22 protein-coding genes are annotated in these 13,992 nt (G+C 57.4%); 9 read left to right on the top strand and 13 right to left on the bottom strand.

Features of this window, described 5'->3' with window-relative positions; genetic code table 11:
• Positions 1 to 27 precede the first annotated feature (27 nt).
• Together Q8R75_RS00650 and Q8R75_RS00645 are read left to right on the top strand one after the other, a co-directional pair.
• The gene (locus Q8R75_RS00650; RefSeq protein WP_305615017.1) at positions 28 to 696 is read left to right on the top strand and encodes a hypothetical protein; all 669 of its coding nucleotides are present in this window, start codon (positions 28 to 30) and stop codon (positions 694 to 696) included.
• 761 nt (positions 697 to 1,457) lie between these two features.
• On the top strand, positions 1,458 to 2,747 hold the full coding sequence (locus Q8R75_RS00645) for a diguanylate cyclase (RefSeq protein ID WP_305615019.1): 1,290 nt from the start codon (positions 1,458 to 1,460) through the stop codon (positions 2,745 to 2,747).
• Here the strand turns inward: Q8R75_RS00645 and Q8R75_RS00640 are convergent.
• The 3 genes from Q8R75_RS00640 to Q8R75_RS00630 form a co-directional block, all read right to left on the bottom strand.
• On the bottom strand, positions 2,700 to 3,032 hold the full coding sequence (locus Q8R75_RS00640; RefSeq protein ID WP_305615022.1) for a DUF4160 domain-containing protein: 333 nt from the start codon (positions 3,030 to 3,032) through the stop codon (positions 2,700 to 2,702). The two genes, Q8R75_RS00645 and Q8R75_RS00640, sit on opposite strands and share 48 nt — an antisense overlap.
• Positions 3,033 to 3,337: 305 nt before the next feature.
• Positions 3,338 to 3,586 carry a hypothetical protein gene (locus Q8R75_RS00635; protein ID WP_305615027.1) on the bottom strand — a complete coding sequence of 83 codons (249 nt, stop codon included), beginning with the start codon at positions 3,584 to 3,586 and terminating at the stop codon, positions 3,338 to 3,340.
• A 26-nt stretch (positions 3,587 to 3,612) separates the two neighbouring features.
• Complete coding sequence (locus Q8R75_RS00630; RefSeq protein ID WP_305615029.1) at positions 3,613 to 3,918, bottom strand: DNA-binding transcriptional regulator; 306 nt, start codon at positions 3,916 to 3,918, stop codon at positions 3,613 to 3,615.
• A 177-nt stretch (positions 3,919 to 4,095) separates the two neighbouring features.
• Here Q8R75_RS00630 and Q8R75_RS00625 point away from each other — a divergent pair, with 177 nt between their 5' ends.
• Genes Q8R75_RS00625 through Q8R75_RS00615 form a run of 3 tightly spaced genes read left to right on the top strand, consistent with a single transcriptional unit; the run spans position 4,096 to position 4,758 of the window.
• Complete coding sequence (locus Q8R75_RS00625; protein ID WP_305615031.1) at positions 4,096 to 4,275, top strand: hypothetical protein; 180 nt, start codon at positions 4,096 to 4,098, stop codon at positions 4,273 to 4,275.
• Positions 4,276 to 4,294: 19 nt separating this feature from the next.
• The gene (locus tag Q8R75_RS00620; protein ID WP_305615033.1) at positions 4,295 to 4,534 is read left to right on the top strand and encodes a hypothetical protein; all 240 of its coding nucleotides are present in this window, start codon (positions 4,295 to 4,297) and stop codon (positions 4,532 to 4,534) included.
• Positions 4,531 to 4,758 (top strand): hypothetical protein, encoded by a 228-nt coding sequence (locus tag Q8R75_RS00615; RefSeq protein WP_305615035.1) that lies wholly within the window; start codon positions 4,531 to 4,533, stop codon positions 4,756 to 4,758. The genes Q8R75_RS00620 and Q8R75_RS00615 overlap by 4 nt, the downstream gene beginning before the upstream one ends.
• 14 nt (positions 4,759 to 4,772) lie before the next feature.
• Here Q8R75_RS00615 and Q8R75_RS00610 read toward each other — a convergent pair whose 3' ends face one another.
• On the bottom strand, positions 4,773 to 5,012 hold the full coding sequence (locus tag Q8R75_RS00610; RefSeq protein ID WP_305615037.1) for a DUF2442 domain-containing protein: 240 nt from the start codon (positions 5,010 to 5,012) through the stop codon (positions 4,773 to 4,775).
• Between the two features lie 35 nt (positions 5,013 to 5,047).
• Positions 5,048 to 5,308, bottom strand: coding sequence for a DUF4160 domain-containing protein (locus Q8R75_RS00605; protein WP_305615039.1), 261 nt, complete (start codon positions 5,306 to 5,308; stop codon positions 5,048 to 5,050).
• 254 nt (positions 5,309 to 5,562) lie between these two features.
• Here Q8R75_RS00605 and Q8R75_RS00600 point away from each other — a divergent pair, with 254 nt between their 5' ends.
• Positions 5,563 to 5,757, top strand: a complete 195-nt coding sequence (locus tag Q8R75_RS00600; protein ID WP_305615041.1) for a type II toxin-antitoxin system VapB family antitoxin — start codon at positions 5,563 to 5,565, stop codon at positions 5,755 to 5,757.
• Entirely contained in the window at positions 5,754 to 6,215 is a 462-nt protein-coding gene (locus Q8R75_RS00595) for a hypothetical protein (protein WP_305615042.1), read from the top strand. Before Q8R75_RS00600 ends, Q8R75_RS00595 begins: the two co-directional genes overlap by 4 nt.
• A gap of 67 nt (positions 6,216 to 6,282) precedes the next feature.
• Here Q8R75_RS00595 and Q8R75_RS00590 read toward each other — a convergent pair whose 3' ends face one another.
• Together Q8R75_RS00590 and Q8R75_RS00585 are read right to left on the bottom strand one after the other, a co-directional pair.
• On the bottom strand, positions 6,283 to 6,702 hold the full coding sequence (locus tag Q8R75_RS00590) for a type II toxin-antitoxin system VapC family toxin (RefSeq protein ID WP_305615044.1): 420 nt from the start codon (positions 6,700 to 6,702) through the stop codon (positions 6,283 to 6,285).
• Positions 6,699 to 6,962: an AbrB/MazE/SpoVT family DNA-binding domain-containing protein gene (locus Q8R75_RS00585; RefSeq protein ID WP_305615046.1), complete on the bottom strand. Its 264-nt coding sequence runs from the start codon at positions 6,960 to 6,962 to the stop codon at positions 6,699 to 6,701. The genes Q8R75_RS00590 and Q8R75_RS00585 overlap by 4 nt, the downstream gene beginning before the upstream one ends.
• 207 nt (positions 6,963 to 7,169) lie before the next feature.
• On the opposite strand from Q8R75_RS00585, the gene Q8R75_RS00580 reads away from it, so the two are divergent.
• Positions 7,170 to 7,343: a twitching motility protein PilT gene (locus Q8R75_RS00580; RefSeq protein ID WP_305615048.1), complete on the top strand. Its 174-nt coding sequence runs from the start codon at positions 7,170 to 7,172 to the stop codon at positions 7,341 to 7,343.
• Between the two features lie 262 nt (positions 7,344 to 7,605).
• Here the strand turns inward: Q8R75_RS00580 and Q8R75_RS00575 are convergent, their stop codons facing one another.
• The 5 genes from Q8R75_RS00575 to Q8R75_RS00555 form a co-directional block, all read right to left on the bottom strand.
• Positions 7,606 to 7,737, bottom strand: a complete 132-nt coding sequence (locus Q8R75_RS00575) for a hypothetical protein (protein ID WP_305627306.1) — start codon at positions 7,735 to 7,737, stop codon at positions 7,606 to 7,608.
• A 193-nt stretch (positions 7,738 to 7,930) separates the two neighbouring features.
• A complete protein-coding gene (locus tag Q8R75_RS00570; protein WP_305627304.1) occupies positions 7,931 to 8,617 on the bottom strand; it encodes a hypothetical protein in 687 nt (228 codons plus the stop codon).
• Entirely contained in the window at positions 8,589 to 9,725 is a 1,137-nt protein-coding gene (locus Q8R75_RS00565) for a hypothetical protein (RefSeq protein ID WP_305627302.1), read from the bottom strand. Before Q8R75_RS00565 ends, Q8R75_RS00570 begins: the two co-directional genes overlap by 29 nt.
• Complete coding sequence (locus Q8R75_RS00560; protein WP_305627300.1) at positions 9,652 to 10,365, bottom strand: hypothetical protein; 714 nt, start codon at positions 10,363 to 10,365, stop codon at positions 9,652 to 9,654. The genes Q8R75_RS00565 and Q8R75_RS00560 overlap by 74 nt, the downstream gene beginning before the upstream one ends.
• A 499-nt stretch (positions 10,366 to 10,864) precedes the next feature.
• Positions 10,865 to 12,397 carry a protein kinase gene (locus tag Q8R75_RS00555; RefSeq protein WP_305663476.1) on the bottom strand — a complete coding sequence of 511 codons (1,533 nt, stop codon included), beginning with the start codon at positions 12,395 to 12,397 and terminating at the stop codon, positions 10,865 to 10,867.
• Here Q8R75_RS00555 and Q8R75_RS00550 point away from each other — a divergent pair.
• Complete coding sequence (locus Q8R75_RS00550) at positions 12,339 to 13,595, top strand: IS4 family transposase (protein ID WP_336623610.1); 1,257 nt, start codon at positions 12,339 to 12,341, stop codon at positions 13,593 to 13,595. The two genes, Q8R75_RS00555 and Q8R75_RS00550, sit on opposite strands and share 59 nt — an antisense overlap.
• A gap of 168 nt (positions 13,596 to 13,763) precedes the next feature.
• Here Q8R75_RS00550 and cynS read toward each other — a convergent pair.
• Positions 13,764 to 13,992 (bottom strand): cyanase (gene cynS / locus Q8R75_RS00545; RefSeq protein ID WP_305663474.1); only part of this gene is annotated, 229 nt, incomplete at its 5' end.

The raw sequence follows: 13,992 nt of genomic DNA, 5'->3' as shown, positions 1-13,992 counted from the left end.
CGCCTCGCGCCGAGATCGAACCTGCCCATGCATCCATTGCTGATCGTCCTTGCCGTCGCCCTCCTGGGCGTGGCGCTGGTGTTCCACTTGCGCTACGTCGCGCTGCGCCGCGAAGCCCATATCCGCCATGCCGAACTGCCCAAGGGCCTGTTCGAAAAGCTGCGCGCGCGTCACCCGCAACTGTCGCCGAAGGACTGCCAGCTGGTGGCGAACGGACTGCGGCAGTTCTTCCTCGCGCATCTGAAGAGCGGCCGCAAATTCGTGGCCATGCCCAGCCAGGTGGTGGACGACCTGTGGCATGAATTCATTCTGTGCACGAAGAACTACGACAGCTTCTGCCGCCAGGGCTTCGGCCGCTTCCTGCACCACACGCCGGCGGTCGTGCTGACCGATGACCGGCTGAAGAACGCTGGCCTGCGCCGCTGCTGGTGGTTCGCCTGCCGCGAAGAGAACATCGACCCGCGCGCGCCGAGCCGTCTGCCGCTGCTGTTCGCGCTGGACGCCAAGCTGGCCATCGCCGGCGGCTTCAGCTACGTGCCGGACTGCGGCGGCGTGCGGCGAGCAGGCTCGGACGGCAGCGGCAGCACGCCCTACTGCGGCAGCGACTTCTGCAGCGACGGCGTCGACGGCGGCACCGATGGCTTCGGCGATGCGGATGGCGGTTCGGACGGAGGTGGTTGCGGTGGAGGCGACTGAGCGTCGCCACCTGGTGCCGATGCGGTGCGCATGAAGCCGGACTGCCTGCGGAGGCGGCGCGGGATCGCTTTCGGGAGGCGAAAACGTCGCGTAGGGTCGATGATGCGCCGGTTTTCGTAGGAGCCTGCCCGGCAGGCGAACACGGCCTCCGAACAAGCGCCGGCGCGTGATCAACCGCCCCATCGCGGACAGGGTCCGCTCCTACGAAAGGCAACATCGTCGCGGTTTTCGTAGGGGCCATCCACGGCCAGCCCGCAAAGCCGGCCGGCTTTGCGGGCCGTGAGTCGTGCTCGCCGAACCCCCGTTTCACCCCTGCCGTCGTATTCGCCCGGATGATGGACATGTTCGACGCCGGAACCTTCGACATCGCCCGTCTGGAGCCATGGTTGCGCGGCATCATCGCCCAGCCGGAATAGCGGGTAGCGGAAGCGCTCATCGATAGACGAGGTGAGAGCGGTTTTCCATTGGCCCGACGAGTGGTGCGGAGGGAGATGTTTCTACATTCCCGATTTCCCCTGTTGCCTCAATCCGCCGACGACAACCTGGCAATCACATCGTGGACCACAGAGGCAGCAGCAGGTCAGGGAAGCCGGAAGCAGGTCACCGGCGTGCACGCACGACAGCAGTTGATGCGCCGTTCGCGGATGCTCGCCATCTTGGACAATCTCCCCGGACATGACTAGAGTGGCGCCGGATTTGACCCGTCTCCGGTCATCTCAGGGTGCAGCATCCCCTCAACCAGCCATCCGGGAGTCCGTTTCGTGGCCGACAAGGGAATCAAGATTCAGGAATTCGTCGACGGCATCGCGTCCAGCGTCGCTTTCGTGCAGCGCAACGACGACGATGTCGACCTGACGGTCGCCGCCTGCAACGACAGCTTTTTCCAGATGCTCGGTGGTCGCAACCGCAGCCTGAGCTTTCCGTTCCCGCTGGACGCGCTGCTGCCCAGCTACTCGCGGCGCGAACTGCGCGCCAAGATCCATGAGTGTTTCTCGACCGGTCTGGCGCAGGAACTCGAGCAGGCCTACGACCTTCGCGACGGCACGCACTGGTGGCGCCTTTCGCTCAAGCCATTCCGCCACGATGGCAGCGATGGCGGCGACGCGATCAGTGGCATCCTGCTCACCGGCCTGGACATCACGACCAAGGTGCAACTTCATCGTGCGCTCGAAGTCAGCACCTCGCGCTTTCGCTCTGTCGTCGACGCGGCCTACGACGCGATCGTGACCGTCGACCAGCAACAGCGCATCACGCTGTTCAACCGGGCAGCCGAGCACCTGTTCGGTTACGAGCAGGCGCAGATGCTGGGTCAGCCGCTGGAGGCCCTGATTCCCGAGCAGCACCGCGAACACCACGGCGACTACGTGCATCAGTTCGCCCGCTCGCCGGTGAAGTCGCGCGAGATGAATGAGCGCAACCGCATCTACGGTCAGCACCAGGACGGCACGCGGATCCCGGTCGAGATTGCGATCTCGAAGATCAACGTCGACGGCGGGGTCGAATTCACGGCGGTGGTGCGCGACATCACCGACCGGGTCCATCTGATGGATGTGCTGCAGAAGCAGGCGGCGTCCGACGCGCTGACCGGCCTGCCCAATCGGCGCGACTTCGCGCTGCGCGCCGCAGAACTCATGAAGTCCACCAAGCCCTTTTCGGTGCTGATGCTCGACGTTGACCACTTCAAGCGCGTCAACGACAGCCATGGCCACGATATCGGCGACGAAGTGCTGCGCTTGCTGGCCCGGGTCGGCGCGGCCACGGTGCGCCACCGCGACATCTTCGCGCGCCTGGGTGGGGAGGAATTCGTGGTCGCCCTGCCCGATACCGATGCCGCGCAGGCGCTGAACATGGGCGAGCGGCTGCGCGCGGTGTTCGAAGAACAGGACTTCGACCACGACTGGAAGTCCGGCCAGCCGGTGCCCTTCACCGTCAGTATCGGCGTCGCGACCCGCGTCGACGGCGAAACCGACCTCGAAGCGCTGCTGAAGCGGGCCGACCAGGCGCTATACCGCGCCAAGGGCGCCGGGCGCAACCGCGTCGAGGCCGGCTAGGGAAAGCAGGGAACAGGGGGCAGACCCAATGCTGTCAAGTCGAGCGCGCCAATGGTAGTAGTGCCAATCCCCACTCGTCGGATCCGCCAGCGTGCGGCGGGGATTACTCCTGCCGTTTGATCCGTTTCGGGTGTTGTCTGGATTGGCATAGCTTCCAGTCCTCATCAGTTCCTTGCGATGTTCGATCGCCCATTCAATCGTCAGGGCGAGTGCCCGGCGAGGCAGGCTGCCACCTATCACTTCGAGCGTCCGGATGTCGATCAGGGCCTCGTGTTCGGCATACATCGCATGGAAATGGGGTGGGGCGTGGTCGACGGTTTGAACCCGGTCGCGCGGAGGAAACGGTTTCCTCCGGATTGGGCCGACAGGGCCAGAACAACTCGCCGAAAGGCTCGCCGCGCTGCGGCAGATCACTCATTGTGAAGCTGATCGGAAGGCCGTCACTTCCTGACGGTGCCGGAAATTTTGCTGCATCCTCAAGCTCCCTTTTTTGTGGGAGCGGCGGCCTCGCCGCGATCGGCTTCGCGATGGTCGATAATCAAGGCTCTGATCGCGTGCGATGGATAGCGGACCGCGGGGCATCGGCGCATTCAAGCGCCGGCAGGGCGCTTGCGCTCATGTACCGGCAGGGGCGCATCGAGTTCAGTCACACGGGCGGCTTCCAGCGCCGCGACGAACGCTGCGTCCACCTCGCCCAGCGCCTGCAAGGCCTGCATCAGCGCGGCGCCGCGCCGCGTTTGTGCTGGCGAAGGCTCAAACCGCCCGCCTGTTACGCGCGCTCCGGCCGCGTCCTTCATCTGCTCGACCGATTCGAGCAGGTCGCGTTTGAAGGTGTCCAAGGCGGACGTCTCTTCGATTCCGGGTTTCACGCCAGCACCTCCAGGCCCTTGCGCTCGACCAGATCCAGCAGCTTCAACGAAGGCCCGTTGGGGTGCTTGTCGCCGCGTTCCCACTTCTGCACCGTCGACACACTGGTGTTCAGATAGGCGGCGAACACCGCCTGGCTGGCCCGGCAGCGCAGCCGCAGATTCCTGACCTCTTCGGCTGTGTAGCTTCGGACCGGCGGCAGGCAGGTCGCGTCGAACTCGCGCAGGGTCTGCGCGTCGATCAGCCCGGCGTCGGCAAAATCCTGCGCGGTTTCGTGCACGGTCTTCAGCAAACGGCCAGTCATGGTGTACCTCTATCAGTTTGCCTTTGCGCAGCGCATGTCCTCGCTGTTGCGAGGTACCCGATTGTCCCAAGCTCACTGTTGCGGTTCAACCTGCATTCACGGTCCGCCGTGGAGGCGTCGAAGCCGTTTCCCAATGAATCGGGTCGATCCGCCGCGAGTCCAGGTGCCCGAATACGGATGAATACACGCCAGAAAATCATCATCATCGCGGGCCCCAACGGTGCCGGAAAAACGACTTTCGCGCGCTCCTTCCTGCCGGAAGAGGCGCGATGTCCGCATTTCATCAACGCGGATCTGATTGCCGCGGGCCTGTCGCCCTTTGCGCCGGAAACTGCTGCACTCAGGCCGGGCGCCTGATGCTGCTGGAGATGGCTGCATGTGTGCAGCGCGGCGAGAGTATTTTCTGACCCTGCCCAGTGTCGATATGGCCATCGCGCGTGTTGCCGAACGGGTCAGGCAAGGTGGGCACGACATTCCGGAGGCGGTGATCCGCCGCAGATTCTCTGCCGGCCTCAAGAACTTTGAAGACAGCTACAAGGCGCGCGTGGATGTTTGGGCCAGGTATGACAATGCCGGTACCGCGCCGTCGTTGATCGAGTGGGGAGAAAACGCATGAAGATCAAGGATATTTCCGAAGCGCGGGACCCGGACCTGCGCGCGTCGATGGCAGCCCTGCAGCGTGCCGCCGCGCTCGCCAGAAAGACGGCGATCCAGACCGATACCGGCATCGTCGTGGTGAAGGGCGGCAGGCTGGTCCGCATTTCCGCCGACGAACTGCGCCTCGAAAGCGATCAGAAGCCCGACGAGAAGCAAGCGCCGCGACCGAAGAAGGCAGGGTGATGGTTAGAAGGTAGTTAGAAGGGGACAGACCACGATTTATTCGTCCGGATCTGCTCGTACATCCAGGCTGGGTCCATGTCTGCTCCGTTGGGCCATGTCACCACACCCAGATCCAGGCGTGCCTGATCGAAACAAGCCTTGTCCTTGAGCGCTTCGAAGACGCCGCATTCCGTGGCAGTCAGAATGGCTGAAAAATCCACGATGCCGTTCGTGTCATCCATGAACGTGACCGCCAGGCGATGATCGGGCAGCACCGAAAGCGCCTTGACTCGCCAGGGTGCGGCGGGGATTACTCCAGCGGTTTGATCCGTTTCGGGTGTTGTCTGGATTGGCACAGGTTCCAGTCCTCCATCAGTTCAGTGCGATGTTCGATTGCCCATTCAATGGTCAGCGCAAGTGCCCGGCGAGGCAGGCTGCCACCTATCACTTCGAGCGTCCGGATGTCGATCAGGGCCTCGTGTTCGGCATACATCGCATGGAAATGTGGCGGGGCATGTTCGCGCCAGAACATCTGGATGACGATACCGAAGAACTGGCTGATCGTGGGCATGGCTGGAATTATGCGCCCGAAGCCTGTGAGGCGTCCCCGATCCCGTACTCCAGAGTGGTCGCCGGTTTGAACCCGGCCGGCTTGGAGGATCCGTTTCCTCCGGGCTGGCCCGACAGGGTCAGAGCAACTCGCCGAAACACTCCATGGAGTCAGACCCTATTCTTCTTGCTGGAGCGGGCCCATCCGCTCCATCGCAGCTCACGTTACGGGCACATCCGCTGGAATGTGTAAAGATCGGTTCGGAGATACACATCATGCGCATCAATATGGAAATAGACGACCCGTTGATGAGCGACGTCTTGCGCCTGACCGGCGCCCGGACCAAGCGTGAGGCCGTTGAGATGGGGCTACGCACCTTGTTGCGCCTGTGCCAGCAGGAGGAAATCCGCCGTTTCGGGGGCAAGCTTCAATGGGAAGGTGACCTCGACGCGATGAGGGCCGACGCTTGATCCTGGTCGACTCCAGCGTCTGGATCGATTTTTTCCGGGGCACCGCCACCCCGCAGGCCGAAAGGCTGGACGCACTGCTGGGCGGCGAACTGCTGATCATCGGCGACCTCATCCTGACCGAAGTGCTGCAGGGCTTCGGCAGCCAGCGGGATTTCGATCAGGCGCGGAAGCTGCTGACAGGGCTGGATGCTATCGACATCGGCGGTCAGGACATTGCAATTCAGGCGGCGCGCAACTACGGCGCGCAGCACGAGCGTGGCATCACGATCCGCAAAACAATAGACACGCCGCTGCGTCGAATCGGATTACACGCCGCTCTACAGCGATCGCGACTTCGACCCTTGCGTCGAACATCTCGGGCTGAGTTCGGCGATGAGCTGAACTGGGCCGTGGTGGAAGAGGGCAGAGAAATCCGGGGGAATGTTGCTGCGTCCCCTGTCGTTACTATTGTTTGTTGAGCATGCTGTGGCCCGAACTTGAACCGCGCACGACATGCGGGGCAGCCACGCCAGCCGCAGGGCGAATTCAAGCGTCGGCAGCGCTCACCCAGTCCTCGACCCGCAGGCCTGTCACGCGTTTGAATTCCCGGGTGTTGTGGGTGACCAGCGTTGCGCCTTCAGCCAGCGCGTGACAGGCGATCCACAAGTCGTTCGCGCCGATCGGTGTGCCCGCATCCTTGAGCCGCGTTGCCTGCTCGGCATAGTGCCGGCAGATGGCCGCATTGGCGGGATAGCGCACCGGCACCTGCAGCGCCAGCGTTTCAAGCCGGCGCACCACTTCTGTCTTGCGGGTGCTTCGCTCTGCACCCTTCAGCAGTTCGGCCCAGGTCACGAAAGACATGCACAGGCAGTCCTCCGCGGGCAGGGCATCAATGCGCTGCGCAATGGCGGGCGTTTGCTGTTTGAGCAGATAGATCAGGATGTCGGTGTCGAGCAGGTAGATCACAGGTCTTCGCGTTCCTGTACCGGCAGGGGCGACTCACGATCCGCTTCAAGCGCCGCGACAAACGCTGCATCCACCTCGCCCAGGGCCTGCAAGGCCTGCATCAGTGCAGTGCCGCGCCTTGCTCCGAGCGGGTGAATGATCAGGTCGCCCGCTTCATTGCGCGAAATGCTGACCTGATCGGTGTCCAGCCGGAACTCGGCCGGAATACGCACCGCCTGGCTGTTGCCGTTGTTGAATACCCGTGTGGTCAGTGTTTCCATGGACACCTCGTGTATGTACGTATGAGTGTGTATGTTAAGGAGCGTTACCGGGTTCGGCAAGTCCGAGGGGGGATACCCCAGGGTCTGTGCCCTATTCCTCATCCTGACCGCAATGCTGCAGGGCTTCGGCAGTCAGCGGGATTTCGATCAGGCGCGGAAGCTGCTGACAGGGCTGAACACTGTCGACATCGGCGGTCAGCAATTGCAATGCAGGCAGAGCGTACCTGCTGCGCGCCGCGCGAGCGTGGCATCACGATCCGCAAGACAATAGACGCGCTGATCGCCACCCACTGCATCGAATCGGATTACGCGCTGCGATACAGCGACCGCGACTTCGACCCTTTCGTCGAACATCTCGGGCTGACTTCGGCAATGAGCTGAACCGGGCCGTTTTGGAGGCGAGCAGAGACATCCGGGGGAATGTTGCTGGGTCCCCTATTGTTTTCTGCTGAACCAGACAGGAACGGAAACGGCCTTCCCACAGACCGCCGCTGCGCCGGTAAGTCCTGTTGATGTACTGCACATAGCGCTGGCCGAGCGCCTTCTTGACGCGGCTCGGCGCGCCCGGATCGTCGGCGCTCACGAGCAGATGGACAGGATTGGTCATCAGTACATAGGCGTGCACGCGACAGCCCTGCCTGCACTAATGATCTTCCAGCCAGTCGAGGTAGTGCTGGCAGTCGTCAGGTGCGAAAAAGCAGGCCTGGCGGTTGTCTCCGCGCTGAACGAGATGCAGCGGTACGCCGGGAAGAGAAAGACGGGCGCGGCGGGGCATCGCAGTGTCCGGTGCATGTGGATGCAATAAGCACAAACCGGGCTGCGACGGAATAGTTAATCGAGAGCGCTTGTGCAACCAGCTGGATGTCTGGATGCCTGCCTGACGCTCCTGGTGCCTGCGCGTGGGAAAGCTTTCGGGCAGCGCCCGCGAGGATCACGGGAAATGTTGCTGCGTCCCTTATTGTTCGGCTCTAAGCATCTTTTAAGAGAGAGAGGATAAAATCTGATGCTTTTTCTTTGTAAAAATCGTCCACCGTGGAGTTGCCGCTTCGGCTTAGCTCAAACTGATGAGGGTAGGTGTCAAAAGGCGCGGTGACCCAAATTCTTTCGATGATTGAATCAGATTCTCCAAATGCACGAAAAAAATCATTGTCAGCCTCTTCTATCGAAGTGATGTCGATTGATGCGATTGATTTCTCGCTGATCTTTATGCTTGACGCCTTTATCCTTCTTATCCGTGCGTCAGGTGACGATTTCTTAATCTTATTAAATGCGGCGATTAGAGGGATTTTTATCTCGTCTACTACAGCACCTCGTAGAACATCGGATAGGGTAAATATTAAGCTACGAATTGACTTTCGTGGGCTCAGTATCTCAAGTGCATATCGAGTGTCCTGCTTGCTTTCAAGAAGGTGAAGGTGAAAGCTGGTAGAAAGGTATCTTGTTGTCTCTATCGATGTGCTTTCGCCGAAAGGGTCGATTACAATCTCTCTTTCTATTGTTTTTTCAATGAATGTCGCGCCAATTTTTAGAGAGTCACGAAATGAAATGTCAAACCCTCTGTTTTCTTCAGTGTTATATCTATTCGATCGAATTTGTTCTGTGACCGACTTGTGGTTACAGCTTGTACTAAGGCATAGCCACTTCGATCTGTGCATTTTGTTCTCCGATCATCGCATATAGAGTTTCTCTCGCTGTTTTCTCGATTAGACGCCCAAGTCGTTGTTCTTCGTTCGTCGTAAAATTGTTTCTACTGGTGCCAAAGGAACCGCTGTCTTGGTGTTTGTAAAACCCCCGTGGTAAATATGTAAATCCAGAGCAGTCCTCTGGTGAAGAAAACTGGGCTTCGAATTCGTATAAGTCTGAATCGGTTTCAATGGTTCGTGAGGCCCAAATCATCTTGCTTATATAAAACCCTTTTTTTTCTAACGTCTTCAGTTCGTCTGAAAGAAGAACTCCTTGACCTTTTAAAGACGCTTTTGTGATGTGCACCTCTACAATTGTGTCGTTATCGTCTTCTTCTGCTTCTATACGTGGGTTGGCAATGTACACATCGGATACGTCATGGACTCTATATCCCGGCATGCTCTTTATTAAGCGGTTAAAGAAGTCGCTTTTTTCCTTAGCGACGAAACCCGGAGGGAGTCTGATGTCGTCAAGGCTAAGGTTTTCTCCGCTTTTTTCACTAACGATTCTTATTAGTTTTTGAATCCACTCTCGGGCATCATCATTGTGCGGAGAGTGGATGGTGAATTCTTCGCCATCCTTTTGGATTGAGATAGTTGCTACACGATTTACAACTTGTCGAAATTCGCTTTTATTGAAATTCAACTTCTGATACTTTACTTCAATGTCTAACCGTGAGCCCTTCGCGGAGAAAACTCTTATGGCCGCTCCGGATTTCTCAAGATCAGCTTTCAGTTCGTGCGCGCTCGATTCAAAGGTGCTCATCGGTATTTCGGTCTTGACTCTTGTGCTAGTCATCTTTTCTCGCTGGTTTGGACTGCTAAAGATACTTGCGAGTTTTTGATAGTCAAAATAATCGTGGGGAAGTCTAGAGAAATGTAGCGCTAATTGTTTTCTGCTTGTGTCTTTTGATACCAAAATTCCTCTGGATAGAAAGAGTTCCCGAAGTTCAAGGTTTGTGACGTTTTTCTGGCTTAGAGCGTCAAATACGGCTTTGTCGCTCGCGCTAAGTATTTTTCCGCCTATCATTTTCGTCCCATCCAATAACTGTTCTGGAAAAAGAATATCTGTATTTTTCAATAATTTCTAATTCGATATTTTTGAGTCGATTCGTTTTGTGTGTGTCAAAACCCCACTCGTGAGCGTAGAGATTTACCGCTCTATTGAAGTTACTTCGCGGATCTCCTTCTGGTTTCTCGTGCGCAACTCTTATTCTTATTTTGTTATCGCTGTCAAGAATCTGGTACCCAGATAGAATATCTAGAAGATATGTAAATTCTTCTGTTGTACCCCCTGGTCTGTTGTAATAGACAACATAGCCTTCGGGGTGTCTCTCCTCAGTTTTGCCAGTGGATTCGTTGAGTTTGACGACCTTGTCGTGTCGAATTATCAGATATGGGCCTGTAAGCAGTTCGATCGTTGCTGGGCGGTTGTATGGAAGACCGTGAGCTTTGTGTAACTTTAAATCGGGATAGAGAAATTCATAGTTTTTCTCAGGGAAACTTCCTTGTGCATGAAGCTTTTGGGCGTCAGCGACAACAGTTGTTAAGTAGCTTATTGTTCTTGGCTCTATGATGTGTATTACTTGTCCATCAGCAATTGGAAGCGTTTCGAGTTTAAGTGGGGATTCTGTTTTGGTCCCACGGCGCTTCACAGGTGCAGTCAATACATCAAGGAAATTTTTATCAAACTCAGCGTCATGATTGTAAACGAATAGCATCGCTCGTATTTCATACGGTAGATCGCCAAACTGATGATAACGGTCTTGCCATTCTTCCGACACTCTCGCGCACTCTATTGTCTGCGAGAGTGACTTGAGTGAGCTAAAGATTCGAGTCGCGTCGATTGACCCCTGGGCATAACTCTTGAGGTCGGTATTTAAATATACGATCGTGTTCTCGTATGGGTCTGTATAAAAGAAGACGACGTCCACAGGATGCGTGTGCGTTGACTTTTGAGGTGCGTGTTTGTCGGTTTTTACGCAATCGAAGTTTTGGTCCGCTAGTGAGAATCGTTCCCATCTAAACCAAGTTAATATTTCGTCCGATACGTAAATGGCCATTTTTGCAATAGCACTTGTTTCTCCTGCCAAGGACGACCCCCTGTAATAGCAAGTTGTTTGCAATCATTGATGGCGTGCAGGTAACCACCGCGTGTACGCAAAATTCGATTATATTATTCAAGTATACGTTGCTACGTCCCCTATTGTTCTATTGCGCTTAAAGTGTAATAAATCCGTCGTCCTTCGCTACTCTCGCTTCCGCCGCAGTCTTGAGTGCGACTACTGCCGCTCTGACTGCGCCGGCTTTGCATTCCGAGGGATCGATGTATTGTATGAATGGGCTGTCATTCTCAATCAGAACGTCGTGCACTCGCTGACCAAGTTCCTCCTCTTCAACAGAAGTTATCATCGACTTGCAGGTGTCCATTGCGGCAAACCTGTTCTGGCGGATTGCAGCGATGATCGCGACGCGCAGTGCTTCCGCTTTGTCCGTTGCCGATGCATCCGAGGCGTTAAATATTACTTTCATGTGGTCAGCAATCGTTTCGGCAAAGCTCCATGAGTACGTCGCTTTCTCTGCCATGCCGCGATAAACTGCTATAAAAGGGCTCAGGTGTTCCTTGACAAGATGTTGCGAGAGGACATGGAACGCTTCTGCAGGCAACTCCATGCACACTTTGTGCTGGTCGTCTGCGCCGAGCAGCCCAAGCTCCTCGACGAATCTCGCGACCTCCTCTGGCGCGTATTGCTGCGAGGCGCGTAGCCGGTCGGATATCGAGCGAAGTAGCCCATAGACCTTACCCGGGCCAACAGCGCGCCCGAGCAAGACGTCAAAGGCAGCGGTTAGGCTTTGTTTGAGCGACGCCAGCGATTGGTAACGGCTCAGCTTATTAATTGCGCAGCAGCGTTCGAAGATCGGAAAGAGTTGAGGTGGTACGCCATCAGCAACCAAGTACATGGGGTCGCGACAGGAAGTGATTGCATAAAACGTCTTTCCGAGCATAAAAATATCGGCGGTGGCGTCGACGTCCCTAAACCCACCAAGTGTGAATTCTGGGGGCATGTAGCCAAGGGTTCCTGCCCATTGAGAGCTACGGGTAAAGGCCGTCATCGACTCCTGCTCCGTGCACAGACCGAAATCGGAAACCACTATCCCGTCTTTACCGATCAAGAAGTTCTGGGGCTTGATGTCCCGGTGAAGCACCCTCTTATCATGCAGTTGGGCGACGCAGTCAATTATCCTATTGAAGATTTGCTCCAACTGCAGCATGTCGCTATGGATCTCAGCTATGTGACGGGCGAGATCACCATGCTCGTAGTGCGGCATGACGAAATATGGCGGTTCATGGTCCAAGTTCGCGTCAAGTATCGGAACAACATAGCTATTGCCGGCGAACTCTTGCATGACTCGGACTTCACGGCGAAATCGCGCCAACATCTCTGGATCGGCGAGCTTGCAAACTTTGAGCACCATGGTCGGAGCTTCCGTGCCTACGCAAGTAACGTAGTACAGCGTTCCCATTCCACCCGCGTTGCTGCAAAGACCATGAACTTGATACTTGCCGTCGATCAAGACCGGTGCCCCTGTCATCCCTGTCTCCCGTGAAATAGCGGATAGACCCTGAGGTTTCCCCGCAAACACCCATTGTTTTTCAATATGTTGCGCAGTAGTCTTCAGGCAAAAAAAGAGCATGCATGGCACTTTGGTGCCACGTTCTTCGTTGTCGAGACAAACAACGAGGCGTGCCATGCATGCGAGCGAAATCGTAGCGCGGGTTGTCGGCCCGTGTCTGAAGTGTTTGCACAAGCGTCGTCAAGCCGCGCTGCTGCGCGTGGTCACCGGTTTGCTCGGAGCGAATGCCAGCAGCCTTTCAGCCATTGCGCTTCACCTGGGCGGACGCGCCGCGTTCAAGCACCGCTTCAAGAGCGTCGACCGTCTGCTGGGCAATTCGGCGTTTCATCATGGTCGCGATCAGCTTTATCGCAGCGTTGCCGCACAGTGGCTCGAAGGCCTGCAACAACTGCTCGTTGTGGTCGATTGGTCCGATGCCACTCAGGATCAGCGATGGCATCTGCTGCGAGCAAGCGCGGTGGTCGAAGGGCGTTCGATCACCCTGTACGAAGAAATTCATCCGCAGGCGCGGTATGGACATCCTTCGGTTCATCGCGCCTTTATGCAAAAGCTCGCACTGATCGTGCCGGCCGGCTGCAAGCTGATCGTGATGACTGATGCCGGCTTCCACGCGCCGTGGTTCAAGCTCGTCGTGGCCCACGGCTGGGAATTTGTCGGGCGGATACGCGGACGCAATCTATTGCGTCTGCAGGCCCAGGGCGCCTGGATCGCGGCACGCGATCTGTTTGCACGAGCAAAGCTTGAGGCGGCGGATCTGGGCACGGGGACCTACGCCCGTAGCAATCCGGTCAGCGTGCGCATCACGCTCGCCGCTCGCCCGGGCAAGGGCCGGCATCGGCTAAACATGCACGGCAAACGACGTGTCGGGCGCAGCAGTGCAAAGAGTGCGCGCAGCGGCCGCGAGCCCTGGTTGCTCGCTTCGAGCGCAGGACTTCAGCACCTGAGGGCTTCGGCCATCGTTGCGCTCTACGCCCAGCGCATGCGCATCGAACAGTCGTTCCGCGACACGAAGAATCTGCGCGTGGGCATGGGGCTGGAGGTGGCGCGCTCGCGCAGTGCTGCGCGCCTGCAGATGCTGCTGTTGATCGCGCATCTGGCGATGTTCGTGCAGCGCTTGATCGGCGAATCGGCGCGTGCGGCGCAACTGGAACTGTTCTTGAGCGCGACACAAAATCGGCGCTACGCTGAAGTCTCTGTGCTCACCCTCGGGCGTAGGATTCTCGATATCGCGCCCGAGTATCTGAAGAGGCTGCGACCATGGTGTGCGCTTGACCTGCTGAATCAACAGGCGCGCGCCGCGCTCGCACCACGATGAATATGCGGGGAAACCTCAGGGATAGACCTCGTTTTCACTATCCGAGCTTTGTTTTCTGGGCGTCTTGCAGATATAAGCAATGCAAAAAGCCGCATGCCCTACTGGGATCATGCGGCCTCCATATGACCAGCGCCTCCTGCGCCGGTCAAGCACTTCGCATCAGCAGCTTCAATACGTCTTGTACGGCAGGAACTTCCCACTCATCGTAATGCTCACCCGATCCCCCGCCGGATTCGCTTCGCGCGCCAGATCCATCTTGAAGTCGATGGCGCTCATGATGCCGTCGCCGAATTCTTCGTGGATGAGGGCTTTGAAGGTGGTGCCGTACACGTTGATCAGTTCGTAGAAGCGGTAGATCAGCGGGTCGGTCGGGACGGAGGTGGGCAGCGAGCCCTTG

It is taken from the genome of Methyloversatilis sp. (assembly GCF_030696805.1).
GTDB lineage: Bacteria > Pseudomonadota > Gammaproteobacteria > Burkholderiales > Rhodocyclaceae > Methyloversatilis.
Note: the sequence above shows the minus strand (reverse complement) of the source record. Positions and strands in the feature narration are given on the sequence as shown.

Coding starts and splice junctions, on each gene's coding strand:
- Q8R75_RS00650 (WP_305615017.1), top strand. CDS start 28: ATGCATCCATTGCTGATCGTCCTTGCCGTCGCCCTCCTGGGCGTGGCG.
- Q8R75_RS00640 (WP_305615022.1), bottom strand. CDS start 3,032: ATGTATGCCGAACACGAGGCCCTGATCGACATCCGGACGCTCGAAGTG.
- Q8R75_RS00630 (WP_305615029.1), bottom strand. CDS start 3,918: ATGACTGGCCGTTTGCTGAAGACCGTGCACGAAACCGCGCAGGATTTT.
- Q8R75_RS00625 (WP_305615031.1), top strand. CDS start 4,096: ATGAATACACGCCAGAAAATCATCATCATCGCGGGCCCCAACGGTGCC.
- Q8R75_RS00620 (WP_305615033.1), top strand. CDS start 4,295: ATGTGTGCAGCGCGGCGAGAGTATTTTCTGACCCTGCCCAGTGTCGAT.
- Q8R75_RS00615 (WP_305615035.1), top strand. CDS start 4,531: ATGAAGATCAAGGATATTTCCGAAGCGCGGGACCCGGACCTGCGCGCG.
- Q8R75_RS00605 (WP_305615039.1), bottom strand. CDS start 5,308: ATGCCCACGATCAGCCAGTTCTTCGGTATCGTCATCCAGATGTTCTGG.
- Q8R75_RS00600 (WP_305615041.1), top strand. CDS start 5,563: ATGCGCATCAATATGGAAATAGACGACCCGTTGATGAGCGACGTCTTG.
- Q8R75_RS00585 (WP_305615046.1), bottom strand. CDS start 6,962: ATGGAAACACTGACCACACGGGTATTCAACAACGGCAACAGCCAGGCG.
- Q8R75_RS00580 (WP_305615048.1), top strand. CDS start 7,170: ATGCAGGCAGAGCGTACCTGCTGCGCGCCGCGCGAGCGTGGCATCACG.
- Q8R75_RS00575 (WP_305627306.1), bottom strand. CDS start 7,737: ATGCCCCGCCGCGCCCGTCTTTCTCTTCCCGGCGTACCGCTGCATCTC.
- Q8R75_RS00570 (WP_305627304.1), bottom strand. CDS start 8,617: ATGCACAGATCGAAGTGGCTATGCCTTAGTACAAGCTGTAACCACAAG.
- Q8R75_RS00560 (WP_305627300.1), bottom strand. CDS start 10,365: ATGCTATTCGTTTACAATCATGACGCTGAGTTTGATAAAAATTTCCTT.
- Q8R75_RS00550 (WP_336623610.1), top strand. CDS start 12,339: ATGCATGGCACTTTGGTGCCACGTTCTTCGTTGTCGAGACAAACAACG.
- Q8R75_RS00555 (WP_305663476.1), bottom strand. CDS start 12,397: ATGGCACGCCTCGTTGTTTGTCTCGACAACGAAGAACGTGGCACCAAA.